Origin of the sequence: Gordonia sp. UBA7860, from assembly GCF_002500165.1 — a bacterium.
GTDB classification, from domain to species: Bacteria; Actinomycetota; Actinomycetes; order Mycobacteriales; family Mycobacteriaceae; genus Gordonia; species Gordonia sputi.
This window is the reverse complement of the sequence record NZ_DLSO01000110.1, coordinates 1-18,789: the sequence shown is the minus strand read 5'-3', so window position 1 is coordinate 18,789 and position 18,789 is coordinate 1. Positions and strand designations below refer to the sequence as shown.

At 64.6% G+C, this 18,789-nt stretch carries 14 protein-coding genes and 1 pseudogene; 9 read left to right on the top strand and 6 right to left on the bottom strand.

The window, feature by feature from the left end:
* From B3T59_RS13635 to B3T59_RS13625, 3 genes are all read right to left on the bottom strand, one after another.
* Positions 1 to 347: hypothetical protein (locus B3T59_RS13635; RefSeq protein ID WP_287003817.1), on the bottom strand; the 347-nt coding region annotated here is incomplete at its 3' end.
* Between the two features lie 5 nt (positions 348 to 352).
* The gene (locus B3T59_RS13630) at positions 353 to 1,540 is read right to left on the bottom strand and encodes a fatty acid desaturase family protein (RefSeq protein WP_287003816.1); all 1,188 of its coding nucleotides are present in this window, start codon (positions 1,538 to 1,540) and stop codon (positions 353 to 355) included.
* A gap of 2 nt (positions 1,541 to 1,542) precedes the next feature.
* Positions 1,543 to 2,628 carry a ferredoxin reductase gene (locus B3T59_RS13625; RefSeq protein WP_287003815.1) on the bottom strand — a complete coding sequence of 362 codons (1,086 nt, stop codon included), beginning with the start codon at positions 2,626 to 2,628 and terminating at the stop codon, positions 1,543 to 1,545.
* A 253-nt stretch (positions 2,629 to 2,881) separates the two neighbouring features.
* Here B3T59_RS13625 and B3T59_RS13620 point away from each other — a divergent pair, with 253 nt between their 5' ends.
* The 4 genes from B3T59_RS13620 (at position 2,882) to B3T59_RS13605 (ending at position 10,154) form a co-directional block, all read left to right on the top strand.
* Positions 2,882 to 4,249 (top strand): MFS transporter, encoded by a 1,368-nt coding sequence (locus tag B3T59_RS13620; protein WP_287003814.1) that lies wholly within the window; start codon positions 2,882 to 2,884, stop codon positions 4,247 to 4,249.
* A gap of 90 nt (positions 4,250 to 4,339) precedes the next feature.
* Entirely contained in the window at positions 4,340 to 4,996 is a 657-nt protein-coding gene (locus B3T59_RS13615) for an HAD family hydrolase (RefSeq protein WP_287003813.1), read from the top strand.
* Between the two features lie 134 nt (positions 4,997 to 5,130).
* Complete coding sequence (locus B3T59_RS13610; protein WP_287003812.1) at positions 5,131 to 6,873, top strand: AMP-binding protein; 1,743 nt, start codon at positions 5,131 to 5,133, stop codon at positions 6,871 to 6,873.
* Positions 6,870 to 10,154, top strand: coding sequence for an acetyl-CoA carboxylase family protein (locus tag B3T59_RS13605; RefSeq protein ID WP_287003811.1), 3,285 nt, complete (start codon positions 6,870 to 6,872; stop codon positions 10,152 to 10,154). The genes B3T59_RS13610 and B3T59_RS13605 overlap by 4 nt, the downstream gene beginning before the upstream one ends.
* 106 nt (positions 10,155 to 10,260) lie before the next feature.
* Here B3T59_RS13605 and B3T59_RS13600 read toward each other — a convergent pair whose 3' ends face one another.
* Genes B3T59_RS13600 through B3T59_RS13590 form a run of 3 tightly spaced genes read right to left on the bottom strand, consistent with a single transcriptional unit; the run spans position 10,261 to position 13,297 of the window.
* Positions 10,261 to 11,268, bottom strand: coding sequence for an NADP-dependent oxidoreductase (locus B3T59_RS13600; RefSeq protein ID WP_287003809.1), 1,008 nt, complete (start codon positions 11,266 to 11,268; stop codon positions 10,261 to 10,263).
* A complete protein-coding gene (locus tag B3T59_RS13595; protein ID WP_287003808.1) occupies positions 11,265 to 12,776 on the bottom strand; it encodes an AMP-binding protein in 1,512 nt (503 codons plus the stop codon). Before B3T59_RS13595 ends, B3T59_RS13600 begins: the two co-directional genes overlap by 4 nt.
* 44 nt (positions 12,777 to 12,820) lie before the next feature.
* A complete protein-coding gene (locus B3T59_RS13590; RefSeq protein WP_287003807.1) occupies positions 12,821 to 13,297 on the bottom strand; it encodes a MaoC family dehydratase in 477 nt (158 codons plus the stop codon).
* A 201-nt stretch (positions 13,298 to 13,498) separates the two neighbouring features.
* On the opposite strand from B3T59_RS13590, the gene B3T59_RS13585 reads away from it, so the two are divergent.
* The 5 genes and pseudogenes from B3T59_RS13585 to B3T59_RS13565 all read left to right on the top strand — a co-directional run bounded on the left by B3T59_RS13585 (position 13,499) and on the right by B3T59_RS13565 (position 18,621).
* Positions 13,499 to 14,260, top strand: a complete 762-nt coding sequence (locus B3T59_RS13585; protein WP_287003805.1) for an SDR family oxidoreductase — start codon at positions 13,499 to 13,501, stop codon at positions 14,258 to 14,260.
* Positions 14,261 to 14,357: 97 nt separating this feature from the next.
* Positions 14,358 to 15,110 (top strand): annotated as a pseudogene (locus B3T59_RS13580) (SDR family oxidoreductase).
* 52 nt (positions 15,111 to 15,162) lie between these two features.
* A complete protein-coding gene (locus B3T59_RS13575; protein WP_376782635.1) occupies positions 15,163 to 16,371 on the top strand; it encodes an acyl-CoA dehydrogenase family protein in 1,209 nt (402 codons plus the stop codon).
* 62 nt (positions 16,372 to 16,433) lie between these two features.
* The gene (locus B3T59_RS13570; protein WP_287003818.1) at positions 16,434 to 17,558 is read left to right on the top strand and encodes an acyl-CoA dehydrogenase family protein; all 1,125 of its coding nucleotides are present in this window, start codon (positions 16,434 to 16,436) and stop codon (positions 17,556 to 17,558) included.
* A 79-nt stretch (positions 17,559 to 17,637) separates the two neighbouring features.
* On the top strand, positions 17,638 to 18,621 hold the full coding sequence (locus B3T59_RS13565; RefSeq protein ID WP_287003804.1) for an NADPH:quinone oxidoreductase family protein: 984 nt from the start codon (positions 17,638 to 17,640) through the stop codon (positions 18,619 to 18,621).
* Positions 18,622 to 18,789: the final 168 nt, after the last annotated feature.

The following is an 18,789-nucleotide window of genomic DNA, read 5'->3' as shown; positions in this document are numbered from 1 at the left end:
TCGTTGACGACGACGATCTCGGTTCCCGACGGTCCCGAGCTCACGTCGACCAGGCACTGCCCCGCTGATCGCGTCGACGCCAACCCGACGTGTCGACGAACGCGGTTCAGATCGGCATCGTCGATCGCGTCGACCAATTCCGCGTCGACGACCTCACGATGGTCGTCGGCCTTGGCCTTTCGAGCCGCATCACGCATCTCGAAGCCGTCGGTGACGATGTCGCCGATCTCGCGCGCGACGTCGGCGACCGCCGTCGTGATGATCGTCGCGATCCGTCCAACGTGCGTTGCGGTGGATTCGACGATCTCCTGGACGATGTCCTTGTTGCGTTCGTAGCGATCGATCATGTGCGTCAGGCTACTCCGGCCGACTTCTCTCGCTCGACGATGACGGTGAGGTCGTTGTCGTCGGAGGTCATGAAGTTGGGCAGGGAGAGCTTCGCGATCTTCGACCATGTCGACGCCAACTGCTGGTGCAGAGGTCCGGTGTTGTACGGCAGGCCGTACTTCTCGCAGATCTCCTGGACGTCCTTGGCGATGGTCGGGTAACGGCTCGCGGGGATGTCGGGGAAGAGGTGGTGCTCGATCTGGTGCGAGAGGTTGCCGCTCATGATGTGGAACAGGCTGCTCCCGGTGATGTTGGCTGAGCCGAGCATCTGTCGCAGATACCACTGCCCGCGGGTCTCGTCCTTGCATTCGTCGGCGCTGAACGTCTGTGCCCCGGTGGGGAAGTGGCCGCAGAAGATGATCGAGTACGTCCAGATGTTGCGCACCAGGTTCGCGCTGGCATTGCCGAGCAGCGTCGGGAGGAAGAACGGACCCGACAGCGCAGGGAAGACGATGTAGTCCTTGAGGACCTGCTTGCTCGCCTTACGCCACATGCCCTTGACCAGGCCCTTGACGTCGGTCCACTTGCGCTTGCCCGCCACGATGTTCTCGGCCTCGAGGTCGTGGAGCATCACACCCCACTCGAACAGCAGCATCAGCGCTGTCGCGTATCCGAGATTGCCGAGATAGTAGGGGTTCCACTTCTGGTCGCGGGCCATCCGGAGGATGCCGTAGCCGATGTCACGGTCCTCACCGATGATGTTGGTGAATGTATGGTGCATGTAGTTGTGGCTGTGCTTCCACTGGTCGGCGGGACACACTGTGTCCCACTCGAATTCGCGCGAGTTGTAGGTGTCCTCGCGCATCCAGTCGTACTGGCCGTGCATGACGTTGTGCCCGATCTCCATGTTGTCGAGGATCTTGGACACACTCAGTGCGCCGACACCGGCGACCCAGGCAGGGGGGAACCAACCGAAGAACAGCAGCCCGCGGCCAGCGATCTCGAAACCACGCTGCGCGCGGATGATCGAGTAGAGGTATTCGCGATCCTTCGTACCGAGGTCGGCGACGACGCGCGCGCGCACCTCGTCGAGGTCGCGACCGAGCGCTTCGACCTGCTCGTAGCTCAGATGAAGGGTGTTGGGGTCCGACGATCCGCGCAGCGCAGGCGGAACGTTGGTGTGCTCGGACGGGGTGATGGTGGTGACAGTCATTGTTAAACCTCGATTTCCACGTCGCCGACAGGTGCGTTGATACAGAGCTGAATCTGCTTGTCGGCTTCGCTGTCGATGTCGCCGGTCAGCACGTTGCGGGTGCAGCCGGATTTCTTTACTGCGGTGCAGGAGAAGCAGATTCCCATTCGGCAGCCCGACTTGGGAGACAGTCCTGCGGATTCCGCCTGATCGAGAATGGTGCGGCCGTCGTTGGCTGCGACCTTGCCGGACGTCGTGAATGCGACGTCGCCGGAGATCGGTTCGTCGGGATCGATGATCGCCGCCGGAGCCGGGCGGAAGGATTCGCTGTGTACTCGCGCCGTGGGGTGGGCGTCGGCGAGATGGTCGATGACAGCATCCATCAGCGTGAACGGCCCGCAGACGAAGACGTCTGCGTCGTCGAGAGCGATGTCGTCGAGATGTGCAGGTGTGAAGTGTCCTGCATTGGAGTCTCCGTGGGACCCGCGGGTGTACCGCAGGCGCACATCGACGTTCGAGTGCGCGGCTGCGAGCGCATTGAGTTCTGTGGCGTACGCGACGTCGTCGGACGTCCGTGCGTAGTGGACGAACGTGACGGGACCACCGTGCGCTGAGGCTACAAGTGTTCTCAGCATCGACAGCGTCGGCGTTACGCCGCTGCCTCCGCTGATGAACACCACGGGACCCGTCGGACTCTGCGGCAGGACGAAGTCGCCGTCGGCTTGTTCGAGGCCGTAGACGTCGCCGACTTTCGCATTGTCGCGAAGGTACGTCGAGACGAACCCGTCGTCGTGAGCGGTGATGGTCAACTCGATGACGTCGGAGTGCCCCTGCGCGTTGGCGGGCGAGAAGCAACGGACGTGTCTGACGCCGTCGATTACCACTTTGAGCTGGATGAACTGTCCGGCGCGGTGGCCGCGCCACTGCCTGGTGGGGGCCAAGGTGATGCGGACGGTTCGTGAGGTCGGACGTGTGACGTCGACGACCTTTGCGCGCAGATCGCGCCAGGTGATCATTGGGTCGAGCAGTTCGAGGTACCGGTCGACCGGATGCGGCGAGAGGCCTGCTTCGACGACCGATCCGATCACCTCGGGAAGACGGATACTCATGCAGTGCTCCGTTCGGAAGCGATGATTCGTGTGGCTGTCACAACAGTTCAGTGAACGACTGTGCTCTGAATAGTGTTGCACGACTTCTCTCAGTTGTGCACCCCTGAATAGATCTGAAAGCCAGCTCTCTTTAGTGGCTGGACGATGAGCCATATCACTCCGATTCGTCTCAAGTGATTGACATCACTAGCTTCTTCTCTGAATATGAACTCAGATTCAGTTCAATCTGCTGAAGCCGAATGAGGAGTGATCGATGACATCAGAAGTAGTTGCCCAGCGCGAGGAGGTCGCGCAGGGAAGAAGGCGAGCGCATCGGAAGTTGCTCGCCGCAGGGCTCGTCGGTAGCTCGATCGAGTGGTACGACTTCTTCCTCTACGGAACTGCTGCGGCACTTGTGTTCCCGCACATCTTCTTTCCCGACTCATCGCCGTTGATGGGTACGTTGCTGTCGTTCAGCACCTTCTGGGCCGGCTTCGTCGCGCGCCCGATCGGCGGGATCATCGCGGGCCACTACGGTGACAAGTTCGGCCGAAAGCCAGTCGTGGTGGTCTGCCTGTTCGTGATGGGGCTGGCGACGTTCCTGATCGGGTGTCTGCCGACCGCCGGAACGATCGGAGTCGCGGCACCGATCCTGTTGGTCGCATTGCGATTCCTGCAGGGCTTGGCTTGTGGCGGTCAATGGGGCGGAATCGTGCTGTTGCTGACGGAGTCGGCAAGTCCCAAGCGGCGTGGCTTCGCGGGCACCTTCGGTCAGATGGGTGTGGCGTGCGGTGTTCTGCTGGGCAACATGATCTTTTTGGGATCGAGTTCCGCGGTGTCGAATTCGGCGTTCCTGGAGTGGGGTTGGCGTATTCCGTTCCTGCTCAGCGTCGTGCTGTTCCCGGTGGTCTACTTCATCCAGACGCGCGTCGAGGACAGTGACGAGTTCAAGGAGCTGGAACAGGAAGTCTCTGCAGGTAGGCAGGAGGTCACACAGGCACCGCTGGTGGAGGCTGTCAAGAAGCACTGGCGGACGATCCTGCTGGGCTGTGGTCTGCTCGCTGCGACCAACTCCATCTTCTATATCTCGATTGCGGGCGTATTGAGTTATGCGACAGCCGAACTCGGCATGGATCGAGACGAATTGCTGATCGGGTCCATGCTCAGTTGCCTTGTCTCGCTTCCGGTGACGATCTGGGCGGGCTCGTTGTCGGACAGAGTCGGACGTCGACCGCTCATCATGATCGGCGGCGTGGGGATTCTGCTGTGGGCGTTCCCGTACTTCATGCTCGTCAACACAGCGTCGTTGCCGATGTTCATGATCGCGGTCACGGTGGCTGCCGTGTTCCAGTCGATGACCTATGGTCCGATCGCCGCGTACATGGGTGAACTGTTCGAGCCGCACGTCCGCTACTCGGGCGCCTCGCTGGCCTACCAGCTCGCTGCCATCCTGATCAGCGGATCGACGCCGTTCATCATGACCTGGCTGATCTCCGCTACCGGAACCACGACGCTGGTCGCAGCCTTCGTCGCGGTGATGGGATTGATCACCTTTGCGTCGGCATGGCGTTTGCGGGAGACGAATCCCGCATCGGTTCGGGAGGACCCGAACGCAGTTCCTGGTCTCGCGGCCACGAACTGACCAACGCCGGCTGACCAATGGGAGAGCTGCCCACCTCTGTGAGGTGGGCAGCTCTCCCTTTTCCAACGTGTTGTGTGTTACAAATTGAATATGAGGTCAAGTTCAACTGTGCGATCAAGTTCCGCTACGCGATCAGCTGTGCTCATCGATTTCGGGGGAGTGGTGACCACCAGCGTGCTCGACGCCTTCCGGGCCTTCGGCGCGGAGATCGGCGACCGTGAGCTGCCGCTGCGTCTACTCGGACACGACGAGCAATCCCGCAGGCTGCTCGCAGATCATGAGGCAGGACGGATCGACGCCGAGACCTTCGACAAGGGTTTCGCCGCCCGACTCGGGGCACACGGGGTAAGCGTGCCGTCCGATGGACTCTCCGCGAGGATGCAGCACCGACTCGAGCGTGACGACGAGACGATTGCCATGCTGGGTCGGCTGCGCGCCGCGTCGGTTCCAGTTGCCCTGGTGTCCAACGCGTTCGGACGAGATACCTATGCGGGCTTCGAGCTCAGCGAGCTCGCGGATGTTGTCGTCATCTCCGCTGAGGTCGGGATACGCAAGCCATCGCGTCGGATCTTCGAGATCGCGTGCGAACGGCTCGGTGTGGCCCCGCAGGATTCGGTGATGATCGACGACCTCCAACAGAACCTCGACGGTGCAGCGAAGCTCGGGATCGCGGGCGTCCTCCATACCGACGGCGCCGACACGGCGAGGCAACTGACCGAAACGTTCGGACTACCCGCAACCGCGTGAGATCCATACCGCGTGAGATCCGTACCGCGTGAGATCCGTACAGAAAGCCAACCGTGTCGACGCCTCGACCACGACGCCGGCACCGCAGATGTCCACCCGCGTGGACGAATGATCGAGAACCGAGGAGAAGCACTGTGAACACCTCATCGACGACCACCTCGCCGTCAAGCACCACCTCCCCGTCTACAGGCGCCGACAACGCGCTCGAGACGGCGTTGGCCGAGGTCTGCCGCATCCAGCAAGAGAACTGGCCCGCCGACGTACCGCGGACCGTCGAATCGTCGGTCGAGGCGCAGGGCATCGTCGGTTACCTGCGGCACTGGGCACGTGAGACCCCAGCCGCAGTGGCGATCGCCTTCTATGGCCGCGAGATCACCTATGCCGAATACGACGCACTTTCCGACAGTGTGGCGGGCTGGCTCCGCGCACAGGGGATTGGCGTCGGCGACAGCGTCGGCCTGTACCTGGGCAACTGTCCGCAGTTCCACATCGCGATGATGGCGACACTAAAACTCGGTGCCGTTCATGTGCCCGTGAATCCGATGCTCCGCGAGCACGAACTCGCTCACGAACTCGCCGACGCCGAGGTGAGCGTGGTGATCACCCAGCCAACGCTCGCCGCCCTCGTCGAGACGGTTCGTGATCGCACGCAGGTGCGCGTCATCGCGACAACAGATCTCTCCGACATGCTGCTCGCGGACAGCCCCGCCGCACCGTTCGAGCGGACCGGGGAGTCAACGGACTGGGCTCGGATCGTCGCGACGCCTGCGCCTACCGACTTTCCACCGGTCGACCCGGATCGTCTTGCCGCGCTGAACTATACGGGCGGGACGACCGGAATGCCCAAGGGATGTCAGCACACTCAGGGGCACATGCTCTACACCGCGGTCACGGCGACTGCGGCGCATGGCCGTCGGGTCGGGGCCGTACATGGTGCGTCGCTGGTCTTCATGCCGGTGTTCTGGATCGCCGGGGAGGACACCGGAATCCTGGTCCCACTGGTGAACGGCGACACCGTCGTCTTGCTGACGCGATGGGATGCGGGCGTCGTACTCGACGGCATCGAGAACTATCGCGTGGATTCGATGATCGGCACCGTCGACAACTACATCGAATTGATGGAGCGCGAAGACTTCTCGACGCACGACCTCACCTCGTTGACCAATCCGCTCGCAGTGTCTTTTGTGTCGAAACTCGACCCGACGGTCCGCGCTCGCTGGCATGAGGCGACGGGGAACACGTTGCGCGAAGGCAGCTACGGGATGACCGAAACGCACACCGCGGACACCATCACACTCGGCTACTCCGCCGGAGACTACGACCTGTTGGGCGACCCGGTGTTCTGCGGGGTACCCGTTCCCGGCACGGACATCCTGATCGTCGACGCCGACGGCGATCCGGTCCCGATTGGCAGCGAGGGCCAGATCATCGTGCGCAGTCCGTCGGTGATGGTCGGCTACCATCGCAATCCCGAGGCGACCGCCGACGCCTTGCGTGACGGTTGGCTCCAGACAGGCGATTTCGGCAAGTTCAGCGAGCGCGGCGCGCTGCACTACCTGGCGCGCAACAAGGAGATGATCAAGACCAACGGCATGAGCGTCTTCCCCTCGGAGGTCGAGTCGCTGCTGATGCTTCATCCGGCCGTCGACAAAGCTGCGGTGGTACCCAAACCGGATCGACGACGAGGTCAGATCGCCTTCGCCTTCGTGCAACTGCGCGACGGCGAAGAACTCTCGGCCGACGACATCATCGCCTGGGCGCGACAGAACATGGCAGGTTACAAGGTGCCGGAGATCGAGATCATCGAACAACTTCCGATGACCGCAACAGGCAAGGTACGCAAGGGCGACCTCTTCGCGAAGGTGGGAAAAGCATGAGTTCAGCAACCGTACTCGTCGCCAACCGTGGGGAGATCGCTCTCCGTATCATCCGCACCGCCCACGAGACCGGGCATCGCGTCGTCGCGGTGTATGCCGCGGACGACGCCGAGGCACCACACGTCAGTGCCGCCGACGAGGCCGTCGCGCTCGAGGGCGTCGGACCGCAGGCGTACCTCGACGTCGACGCGATCATCGACGCCGCGCAGCGCACCGGCGCCACCTTTGTCCATCCCGGATACGGATTCCTCAGCGAGGAGCCACGTTTGGCGCGCGCCTGTGCTGCCGCCGGTCTGCGGTTCGTTGGTCCGTCGGCACAAGCCCTCGAGACGTTCGGCGACAAGGCGTCGGCCCGACGAGCAGCGATCGCCGCAGAGGTGCCGGTCCTCGACGCCACCGAGAGCGGGGTCGACGAGGCGCAGGTCGCCCAACTGCTCGCCGCGCACCCGTCGGGCGTGATGATCAAAGCGGTGGCAGGCGGTGGCGGTCGCGGCATGCGAGAGGTCACCTCTGCCGACCAGATCGGCGACGCGATGAAGACGTGTGCCGCCGAGGCACTGGCGGGATTCGGCAACGCGGACCTGTTCGCCGAGGAGCTGTGCGGCTCGGCGCGGCACATCGAGGTACAGATCATCTCGGCTGAGTCCAGCTCGGGGACAACGACATCTGGAACTACGGCACTCGCGCTCGGTGATCGCGACTGCAGTGTGCAGCGCAGACATCAGAAGCTCATCGAGATCGCTCCGGCACAACACCTCTCCGACGAGATGCGTGCCGGACTGCACGCGTGTGCGGCACGGCTGTGTGCCGCCAACGGATATCGCGGGCTGGCGACGGTCGAGTTCCTCGTCGCTGGAGATCGATTCGTCTTCCTCGAGGTCAATCCGCGAATTCAGGTGGAGCACACCATCACCGAAGAGGTGACCGGTTGCGACCTCGTCGAGATCGGGTTGGCCATCGCCGCAGACCGGCGCTTCGGAGAGCTGGGGCTACCCGCGGGCATCACCTCCGACGGTGAAGCCGTGACCGGAACACCCGTGGATACGGCGGGTGTCGCGATCCAGGCGCGCGTGAACATGGAGACCACAACCCCGGATGGCACGACGGTGCCGCAATCGGGCACGTTGCGGTCGTTCTCAGCGCCAACGGGACCCGGGGTCCGGGTGGACACGTTCGGGCGGCCGGGCCTCACAACGAGCCCGCGCTACGATTCGTTGCTCGCCAAGGTGATCGGCCACACAGCGCGGGGTGATTTCACCATCGCGACGCGCAAGACCGCCGATGCGTTGGGCGAATTCGTCATCGACGGCGTCGCGACCAACGTCGGCCTGCTACGCGCGATACTCGGCGACAAGGCATTCGGAGCAGGCTCGGTCACGACGGGATACCTCGGCGAGCACATCGACGAACTCGTCGCGCGTGCAACCGAATTCGACACCGCAGGCGCGGCCAAGCCGATCGCCGACGACGCCGAGGCGCCGGTGCTCGACGTCGAACTCGCCGACGGCGAGGACGTGCTGGTGGCCCCGATGTCCGGGGTGGTCGTCGAGGTGGCGGAGGCGGGCGTCGCCGCAGCGCCCGGTACGGCACTTGTTGTGCTGGAAGCGATGAAGATGCAGCACACCGTGTCGGTGCCCACCGCGGCAACACTGATCCGGGCGCTGGTCGAACCGGGTCAGGCCGTCGCAACCGGTCGACCGTTGGCGGTCGTCGGAGCTGCCGGCGGTGATGCAGATGTCGAGACTCGCGCCGAGATCGACCCGGGCCACATCCGGCCCGATCTCGCCGAGATCAACGCGCGGCACGAGGTGACGCTCGACGCCGCGCGTCCCGACGCGGTTGCCAAGCGCCACCGAATCGGTCGACGTACCGCTCGCGAAAACATCACTGACCTCGTCGACGACGACAGCTTTGTCGAATACGGGGCGTTGGCACTTGCCGCTCAGCGCACGCGCCGCACCGAAGAAGACCTCGTTGCGAACACTCCCGCCGACGGACTGGTTGGCGGGGTGGCGACGATAGGTGCCGACCGGTTCGGTGCCAAAGCTGCTGAAGCTGTGGTTATCTCGTACGACTACACGGTGCTGGCGGGCACGCAGGGACTGCGTAACCACGCCAAGACCGATCGGCTGATCGAGTTGGCCAAGCGCAAGAATGTTCCGCTGGTGCTTTTCGCCGAGGGCGGTGGAGGCCGGCCGGGTGATACCGATGCCAACGGTGCGGCGGGCCTGGAGCTCAACACGTTCCGAGAAATGGCCTCGTTGCGCGGCCGGGTGCCGACGATCGCTGTTGTCTCGGGTCGGTGTTTCGCAGGCAATGCCGCACTCGCCGGAGCGTGTGACGTCCTCATCGCCACACCCGAAGCCAACATAGGCATGGGCGGTCCGGCGATGGTCGAGGGCGGTGGTCTCGGCGTGTTCCGTCCCGAGGACATCGGTCCGGTCGAGCTTCAGCGTCGCAACGGCGTCGTGCATATCGCGGCGCGCGACGAAGCCGACGCCGTCGATCTGGCACGGCGATACCTCGCGTACTTCCAGGGCGACGTCGTCGACTGGGACGCGCCGGACACCAGGCTCTCCCGACACGTGGTACCCGAGAATCGCCTGCGCGCCTACGACGTTCGCGAGGCGATCGACTCCATTGCGGATCGCGCCTCAACGCTCGAGGTGCGGGCCGACTACGGCATGGGAGTCGTCACCGCCCTGATCCGAGTCGAAGGCGTGGCATACGGAGTGGTCGCGAACTCGAGTGCGCACCTCGGTGGCGCGATCGACGCGGAGGCCGCCGACAAGACTGCCGACTTCCTGGAAATGTGCGAAGCACACAGGCTCCCGGTGGTGACCCTCTGTGACACACCGGGGTTCATGGTGGGGCCGGATTCGGAGGAGCATGCAACCGTGCGCCGGTTCTCACGGTTGTTCGTCGCCGGTGCGCGGCTGACTGTGCCGTTGGGAACGATCATCCTGCGCAAGGGCTACGGTCTCGGTGCGATGGCAATGGCGGGCGGCTCGTTCCACGCACCGCAGTTCACCGTCGCGTGGCCGACGGGCGAGATCGGACCGATGGGACTGGAGGGTTCGGTACGACTCGGATTCCGAAAGGAGCTCGAAGCGATCGATGATCCTGCCGAGCGGGACGCGTTGTTCGCCGAGTTGGTGGCAAAAGCGTACGAGCACGGCAAGGCGCTGCACTCCGCCACGACCTTCGAACTCGACGATGTGATCGATCCCGCCGACTCACGGGCGTGGATTCGTCAGCTCGGTCGTCAGCGACACCAGTAAGAGCGGAACAACAGAACAGCGTGAGAAACCCAGAGCGGGGGAGGAAATCGCCTCCCCCGCTCTGGGTTTCGTACGAAAGGGTTACATCCCTTGGGGCCCGATCGGGCTAACGGATCTGCAACACCAGCTTGCCCGTGTTGGCTCCGGAGAACAGCATGGCGAGAGTGTCGCCGAACGCCGTGATGTCGCCCTTCTCGACCTGCTCGGCCGCGGTGATCTGACCCGACCGAATCCAGGCTTGCAATGCGGCTTGAGCCTCCGGGTAGCGACGCCGGTAGTCGAAGATGATGAATCCGGCCATCGACGCGCGGTTGATCAACAGCGATAGGTAGCGCGACGGCCCGGGCGGGGGCGTCGTGGCGTTGTACCCCGAGATCGCTCCGCAGATCACCACGCGTGCGTGTGTACGCAACTGTGCCAGAGCCGAATTGAGCACATCGCCACCGACATTGTCGAAGTACACGTCGATGCCCCTGGGAGCGGCCGCACGCAGCGGTCTGCCGATGGAACCCTGCTTGTAGTCGATGGCGGCGTCGAATCCGAGTTCGTCGGTCAGCCATGAGCACTTGCGCTCGCCACCGGCCACCCCGATCACCCTGCAGCCCATCAGTTTTGCGATCTGCCCGGCGACGCTGCCGACGGCACCCGCCGCGCCCGAGATCAGCACGGTGTCGCCCGGCTTCGTCTGTGCGACGTCGAGCAGCCCGAAATACGCTGTCATTCCGGGGAATCCGAGCGCGCCGAGCCAGGTCGGTGCGGGCGCGAGATCGGTATCGACCACCATGATGTCGTGGCCGTCGGACACGGCGTACTCCTGCGCACCGAACGGTCCGGACACCACGGTGTCCACGGGGTACTTGTCATTCTCCGACGCCACGACGGTGCCGACGGCGTGTGCGCGCATGACCTCGCCGATACCCACCGGAGGGATGTACGACGGCACGTCGTCGAGCCAACCGCGCATGGCGGGATCGACCGAGACATAGTCGACGGCGACAACGAACTCGCCCGCCGACGGTTGTGGGATCGGTTCTTCGGTGACGGTGAATGTGTTCTCGTCGATCTCACCCGTGGGTCGAGCCGCGAGTCTGATCTGGCGGTTGACTGCGCTCATGCGGTGGTCCTCCTCAGTGACGTGCGATCGATGTTGCGTTTGAGGATCTTTCCGGTAGATCCCTTGGGTAGCTCGTCGACGAACAAGACAATGCGGGGAATCTTGTAGGCGGACAACCGCTCTCGACACCACGACTCGATGTCGTCGTGGGTGGCTGTTGCTCCCGGCGTCAGTACGACGACCGCCGCGACTTCTTCGCCGTAGTGGCTGTCGGGGACGCCGACGACTGCCGCTTCGACCACATCCGGGTGCTGGTAGAGGATCTCCTCGACCTCGCCGGGATAGACGTTGTAGCCACCACGGATGATCAGATCCTTCACGCGGTCGACGATCCGTAGATCACCGTCGACGTCGATCTCGCCGAGATCGCCTGTGCGGAACCAACCGTTGTGCGACAGTGCCGCGGCGGTCGCCTCGTCATTGCGCCAGTAACCCTTGAACACCATGTCGCCCGCGATGAACACCTCACCGACGACGCCCGGTGCGCACACGGCTCCGTCGGCGTCGCGTACCTCGACGCGCATGCGCGGCACCACGGCGCCGGTGCTACCGATCTTTCCGCCGCGGTCGATGTCGTTGAACGTCGCCATCGCGGTGGTCTCGGTCAACCCGTAGCCCTCGAGCAGGGTGCACCCGAAGCGCTCCTCGAAGGCGCGTGCGATCTCCCCGGGCAGCGACGCTCCGCCGGAGACGGCAACGCGCAGATGTGCAAAACCTTCGCCGTCCGCTTCCGTCGCCTCGTGCAGCATCGCGTTCCACATGGTCGGGACGCCGCACATCACTGTCAGCCGATCGCGTGCGAGCATGTCGATCATTGCGCGCGGGGTGAACCGGCTCAGCAGCGACATCGATGCGCCCGTGGTGAAGGCTGCCATCATCACCGACGCCTGACCGAAGACGTGGAACAGCGGCAGTCCGGTACCCAACCTGTCGTCTGCGGTGCCCCTGCTGACCTCGCCTGCCACTTCTCCGGCCGACAGCAGATTCTTGACCGTCAGCTCGGCGCCTTTGGGCTTTCCTGTGGTGCCAGAGGTGTAGAGCAGGGCGGCGGTCTCGTCGGGTGCGCGGTCGACGGGGGCCTCCAGTGGTGTCGCGGTCGCGTTACCCGGACTCGCCGCAGCGGCGTCGAGTTGCCACGAGGGAACACCGGCCTGCGCTGCGGCATCGACGACCGCTGGGCCGAGCGTGACGTGCCCGATGGCCAGTGACGCCTGTGAGTTGCTGAGGAAGTAGCCGACCTCTGCGGCGGTGGACATCGTGTTGACGGTGATCACGGTGGCGCCGAGCGCCTGAATGCCCATGTAGGCAATCGCGAACTCGGGGACCGAAGGTGCCGCGAGCAGCACACGATCTCCGCGTCGGATGCCCGCATCGCGCAGCGCCCCGGCGTAGGCCAACGCCGCGTCGTAGAACTCTCCGTAGGTCAGTGACGTCGAGTCACCGAGAAGAGCGGTCGCATCGGGCCGTGTCGTCGCGTGACGCATGACGGGATCGATGAGATTGACCATGGGAGTTGCCTTTCAGATCAAGGTGGTGGACACGTCGTTGTGCGTCAAGAAGCGGCGACGACCCGGGCGATCGACTCCGCGACCATCACTGGCTTGTCGGAGCCCTCACGCTCCATGACCTGCGACGTCACCACCTGGATGCCACCGGAGACCTCGTCGGCGGATACGACGGTGACGCGCATCCGTACGCGCGAACCCACGGGTACGGGAGCGGGGAAACGGACCTTGTTGTAGCCGTAGTTGAGGCTGTGTGCGAAACCGTCGAACTTGATCAACTGGCTCGACAGATGGGGTCCGAGGGACAGGGTGAGCAGGCCGTGTGCAATCGTCCCGCCGAGGTCGCTGGTGGCGGCGCGCTCGGTGTCGAGGTGGATCCACTGGTGGTCATCGGTGGCGTCGGCGAAGGCATTCACCCGGTCCTGCTCGACGGCGTACCACGGTGTCGGCCCGAGTTCGGTTCCGACCAGCTCGGTGAGATCGGCGGCCGTGGTCGGGCGGACGGGCTGTGTTGCGGTGGTCAAGGTTCCTCCTGTGCTCAGATCGCCACGGGGCGATGTTGAATCTGAAATCACCTTCAACTATAGATGGTTGTCGAGACTGTGATCACGTTATGGGTCAGTTTGTGAGGGAGCGCTCTGCCTCGCGAGCAAATTCTCGACGACGACGTCGACGACGACCCGACGGGACGTCGGCCTGCTCACCACCGAAAGGATCTCTGCGCCATGACATCTCACGACCTCGCCGGACGGACGGCACTGGTGTCCGGGGCCTCGCGCGGTATCGGCCTCGCCGCCGCGGTTGCACTGGCTGACGCCGGCGCCAACGTCGTCGTCACCTCGCGCAAGCAGGAGTCGGCCGACGCGGCGGCGGCTCAGATCGGACCTCGCGCGCTCGGCGTCGCGGCCCACGCTGTCGACGAGGATGCCGCGCAACGCTGCGTCGAACTCACGCTGGAACGTTTCGGCAGCATCGACATTCTGGTCAACAACGCCGGGACCAACCCTGCCGCGGGCCCGCTCATCACCCAGGACCACGCACGATTCGCCAAGACCGTCGACGTGAACCTCTGGGCGCCCCTGCTGTGGACCAAGCTCGCCGTGCAGGCGTGGATGGGTGAGCGCGGGGGATCGGTCATCAACACCGCGTCGATCGGCGGGATGGTTCACGAGGCGAACATCGGCGTGTACAACACCACGAAATCGGCGCTGATCTACCTCACCGAGCAACTGTCGCTCGAGTTGTCTCCGCGCATCCGGGTGAACGGCGTCGCGCCCGGCGTCGTCCGCACCAAGCTCGCCGAGGCGCTGTGGCGAGAGCACGAGCCGCAGGTTGCCGCCGCCACGCCGCTCGGCCGAATCGGCGAGCCCGAGGACATCGCGTCGGCCATCGTCTTTCTCGCCTCCGACGCGTCGTCGTGGATGACGGGCGAGGTGATGGTGATCGACGGCGGCCAACGACTCGGCGACGCCTCGCAGTACCGATAGTCCGCTCGGGGCACGACCACACATCAACGCTCACAACCACATTCACATACAGCACATTCTGAGATCCACCTCAATACCGAACAACGGAGGAAACACCATGAAGCAGAAGGTAGCGATCGTCACCGGAGCAGCGCGCGGAATCGGCGCCGCGATCGCGAAAAGGCTTGCCGACGACGGGCTTGCCGTCGCGGTGCTCGATCTCGACGCCGCGGCATGCGCCGACACCGTGGCCGCAATCACCGCGGGCGGCGGCAAGGCGATCGCAGTGGGCGCCGACGTCTCCGACGAGGCATCGGTCAGCGCGGCCGTAGAGAAGGTTGTCGCCGAACTCGGTGCGCCGACGGTTGTCGTCAACAATGCTGGCATCCTGCGCGACAACCTGCTGTTCTAGATGAGCGTCGACGACTGGGACACGGTCATGGCGGTGCATCTGCGCGGTGCCTTCAACGTCAGCAAGGCAGCGCAGAAGTACATGGTCGACGCCGGATGGGGTCGGATCGTGAATCTGTCGAGCACCTCGGCGCTCGGCAACCGTGGTCAGGCCAATTACTCCGCGGCCAAGGCGGGCATGCAGGGCTTCACCAAGACGCTCGCGATCGAACTGGGCAAGTTCGGCGTGACGGCCAACGCCATCGCACCGGGATTCATCGAGACGGACATGACAGCGGCGACCGCCGCGCGGATGGGCGTCGACTTCGATGAGCTCAAGAAGGCCAGTGCCGCAGCGATTCCCGTCGCACGAACCGGAAAGCCGGAGGACATCGCACACACTGCCTCGTTCTTCATCTCCGAGGGAGCGGGATTCGTCTCCGGCCAGGTCGTCTACGTGGCCGGCGGACCGAAGGACTGACGGCACGCGCCTCGCCAATCACTCCACCGCTACCCGAAAGGATCGATGCCCAGTGCTCCAGGATGCTTCAGCGCCCGTATCCGACGACATCACCGCCGACCTCGACGCGCGCGTGACACAGCTGCTCGCCACCCATCCGCCGACCGAGACATCCGAAAGCGATTTCCTCGGTGCACGTTTCGATGCCGGACTGGCCTGGGTGCACTTCCCGGTCGGCCACGGTGGACTCGGAATCGCGCAGACCTATCAGGCCAGCGTGGATGCCGCGCTCGACGCGGCCGGTGCTCCGGGGCCCGCGCGCGGTCGCAACGGAATCGGACTGGGAATGGCGGCACCGACGATCGCCGCGCTCGGCACCGAGGAACAGCGCGCCCGTTTCCTACGTCCGCTCTACACAGGTGAACACATCTACTGCCAGTTGTTCAGCGAGCCGGGAGCGGGGTCGGACCTCGCAGGCGTGGCAACGCGTGCGGTACGCGACGGAGACTCGTGGGTGGTCAACGGTCAGAAGGTGTGGACATCGGGCGCGCACAACGCCCAGCGCGCAATCCTGGTGGCGCGCACCGACCCCGGCGCGGTGAAACACTCCGGGCTCACGTACTTCGTCGTCGACATGAGTGCGCCGGGTATCGAGATCCGGCCGCTGCGCCAGATCACCGGAGAAGCGGAGTTCAACGAGGTCTTCCTCACCGACGTCCGTGTGTCCGACGCCGACCGCATCAGCGACGTCGGCAACGGATGGCGGGTTGCCACCACGACTCTCAACAACGAGCGGGTTGCCATCGGCTCCGGTAATCCCCGGGAGGGCGGGATGATCGGCAAGCTCGCGCAGTGGTGGCGCCAGAATCCGGACGACCGCGAGCCCGCGGCATTGGATCGGGTGATGCAACTGTGGATCGACGCAGAGGTCACCCGCCTCGCCGGAGAACGCCTCCGCCAACAGCTCGCGGCGGGCCAACCGGGCCCCGAGGGCTCCGCGATGAAGCTGGCTTTTGCCCGTCAGGCACAAGCGATCTCGGGACTCGAACTCGAGTTGGCAGGCGACGAAGGACTGCGCTACGACGACTGGACGTTGCGACGCCCGGACACCGTCGACTTCACCGGACGCGGGCCGGGATACCGATATCTGCGGGCAAAGGGCAACTCGATCGAGGGCGGAACGTCGGAGATCCTGCGCAACGTCGTGGCCGAGCGCGTGCTCGGCCTGCCGCCGGAACACCGCGTCGACAAGGGAATCGCATGGAAGGACCTACCACGGTGACCACAACCACAACCGCAACTGCTGCTGCATCTGGCGCCGCGCCGACGACTGCACCGCAGTCTGTGCAACCGACGACTGCACCGCAGTCCGGGCAGCCGGACCTTGCCTATGGCGATACCGAGGAGGCGCTGCGTGCCGCGGTACGCAGGCTCTTCGAGGACCGACTCGATTCTGCTGCGCTGTCGGCGAGCTACGACGAGCCGGCTATCGACACTGCTGCGCTCTGGAGGTCGCTTGCCGGTGAGATCGGCGTCGCGGGATTGCTTGTGCCCGAACGCCTCGGCGGCGCAGGGGCGACCGAGCGGGAGGCCGCTGTGGTCTTCGAGGAGATCGGTCGCGCCGTGGCGCCCACCCCGTTCCTGACGAGCGCGGTGCTCGCGACCGAGGCGCTCCTGCACGCGGGCGACGTAGACACGGTCAGTGCTCTCGCCGGGGGAGAGCAGACGGGCGCACTGTTGATTCCGTTCTCGACGACGCCGGGTGCCGTTGCGGCGTCGGTCGACGCTGTCGACGGCGTCCTGCACGGCAGGGTCGAGACGGTAGCCGGTGCGGCACAGGCGGATCTGCTCGTCATCCCGGTCAACGGACCGGACGGGCTGGAGCTGCATGTGGTGGCCGCCGATGCCACCGGAGTCGTCGTCGAACCCGTTGTGTCGCTGGATATGACGCGTCCGCTCGCGGACGTCGAGCTGGTCGGGGTCCGCGCCAATCGAGTCGACACCGCCGACGCTGCAACCGCGCTGACGGCGGCCGTCACCACCGCGGTGGCACTACTGGCCTCCGAACAGTACGGCGTGGCGCAGTGGTGCCTCGACACGACGCTCGCGTATGTCAAGGAGCGTCGACAGTTCGGCAGGGTGATCGGCTCGTACCAGGCGATCAAACACCGACTGGCAGACCTCTGGCTCGAAGTCAGTTCGGCACGCGCGGCAGCCCGCTATGCCGCCGACACCGCGGCCCACGGCGACCTCGATGCGACCATCGCTGCGCACATGGCGGCGTCGTATTGCGGAGACGTCGCCGTACGCGCTGCGGAGGAATGCGTGCAGCTTCACGGCGGTATCGGGATGACCTGGGAGTATCCGGCGCATCTCTACCTCAAACGGGCCAAGGCCGATCAACTCGCGTTCGGAACCGGCTACTGGCATCGCCGACGCCTCGCCGAACTGATCGACCTCGCAGCCTGACTCCTGCTCGTCGAAGGCGCGGCCCTCGGCACCGCCTATCCCACAACATCATTCGAAGTCCATAGAAGGAGACACATCCATGAAAGCCTGGCGCGTCAACGAACTCGGTGATCCCCGCGACGTTCTGACCCTAGAAGAGGTCGATACACCCACGGCAGGCCCCGGCGAGGTTCTGGTGAAAGTTCTTGCCACGCCGGCCAACTTCCCCGATGTCCTGCTCTGCCAGGGCAAGTACCAGATCAAGCCGCCGCTGCCGTTCACGCCCGGCGTCGAACTGTGTGGTGAGGTTGTCGACATCGGTGAGGGAGTCGATCGTGCCGTCGTCGGCGAGCGGGTCGTGGGAAACCCGATTCTGCCGGGCGGCGCGTTCGCTGAGTACGCGTTGATGAATCAGGCCAACGTCTTTCACGCTCCCGATGCACTCGACGACGCAGAGGCGGCCGCTCTGAGCATCGGCTACCAGACCGCATGGTTCGCGCTGCACCGTCGGACGCAGATCGCCGAGGGCGACTACCTGCTCGTGCACGCGGCCGCAGGAGGCGTCGGCAGTGCGGCAGTTCAATTGGGCAAGGCTGCGGGTGCGCAGGTCATCGGTGTCGTTGGTGGACCCGAAAAGGCTTTGTACGCCAAGGAACTCGGTGCAGACATCGTCGTCGATCGGCGCTCCGAGGACTTCGTTTCCGCGGTCAAGGAGTTCACCGGCGGACACGGCGCCGACATCGTCTTCGACCCGGTGGGCGGCGACGCGTACGCCGGATCGACCAAGTGCATCGCATTCGAGGGGCGCATTGTGGTGATCGGCTTCGCAGGAGGCACCATTCCGCAACCCGCACTCAACCATGCGTTGATCAAGAACTACTCGATCGTCGGGCTGCACTGGGGTCTCTACCAGACCAAGAACCCGGCGGTGATCGACGAGTGCCACGCCGAACTGACCAGGTTGGCCGACAAGGGGCTTGTCAAACCTCTTGTGGGCGAACGACTTGCGCTGTCCGACGTTGCCGACGGTGTTGGTCGTCTTGGCGAGGGCACGACCGTCGGTCGCCTCGTGTTCATTCCCTGAGCCCGCCATACACCTCAAAGCAAAACACCAGCACGCGAGAAGCACCAGCACCAGAAAGAACGGACACTCATGCGCGAAGCAGTCATCGTCTCCACCGCACGCACCCCGATCGGCAGGGCGTACCGAGGAGCGTTCAACAACACCCAGGCACAAGAGCTCGCCGGGCAC

Coding starts and splice junctions, on each gene's coding strand:
- B3T59_RS13565 (WP_287003804.1), top strand. CDS start 17,638: ATGAAAGCCTGGCGCGTCAACGAACTCGGTGATCCCCGCGACGTTCTG.
- B3T59_RS13620 (WP_287003814.1), top strand. CDS start 2,882: ATGACATCAGAAGTAGTTGCCCAGCGCGAGGAGGTCGCGCAGGGAAGA.
- B3T59_RS13630 (WP_287003816.1), bottom strand. CDS start 1,540: ATGACTGTCACCACCATCACCCCGTCCGAGCACACCAACGTTCCGCCT.
- B3T59_RS13585 (WP_287003805.1), top strand. CDS start 13,499: ATGACATCTCACGACCTCGCCGGACGGACGGCACTGGTGTCCGGGGCC.
- B3T59_RS13600 (WP_287003809.1), bottom strand. CDS start 11,268: ATGAGCGCAGTCAACCGCCAGATCAGACTCGCGGCTCGACCCACGGGT.
- B3T59_RS13615 (WP_287003813.1), top strand. CDS start 4,340: ATGAGGTCAAGTTCAACTGTGCGATCAAGTTCCGCTACGCGATCAGCT.
- B3T59_RS13595 (WP_287003808.1), bottom strand. CDS start 12,776: ATGGTCAATCTCATCGATCCCGTCATGCGTCACGCGACGACACGGCCC.
- B3T59_RS13605 (WP_287003811.1), top strand. CDS start 6,870: ATGAGTTCAGCAACCGTACTCGTCGCCAACCGTGGGGAGATCGCTCTC.
- B3T59_RS13625 (WP_287003815.1), bottom strand. CDS start 2,628: ATGAGTATCCGTCTTCCCGAGGTGATCGGATCGGTCGTCGAAGCAGGC.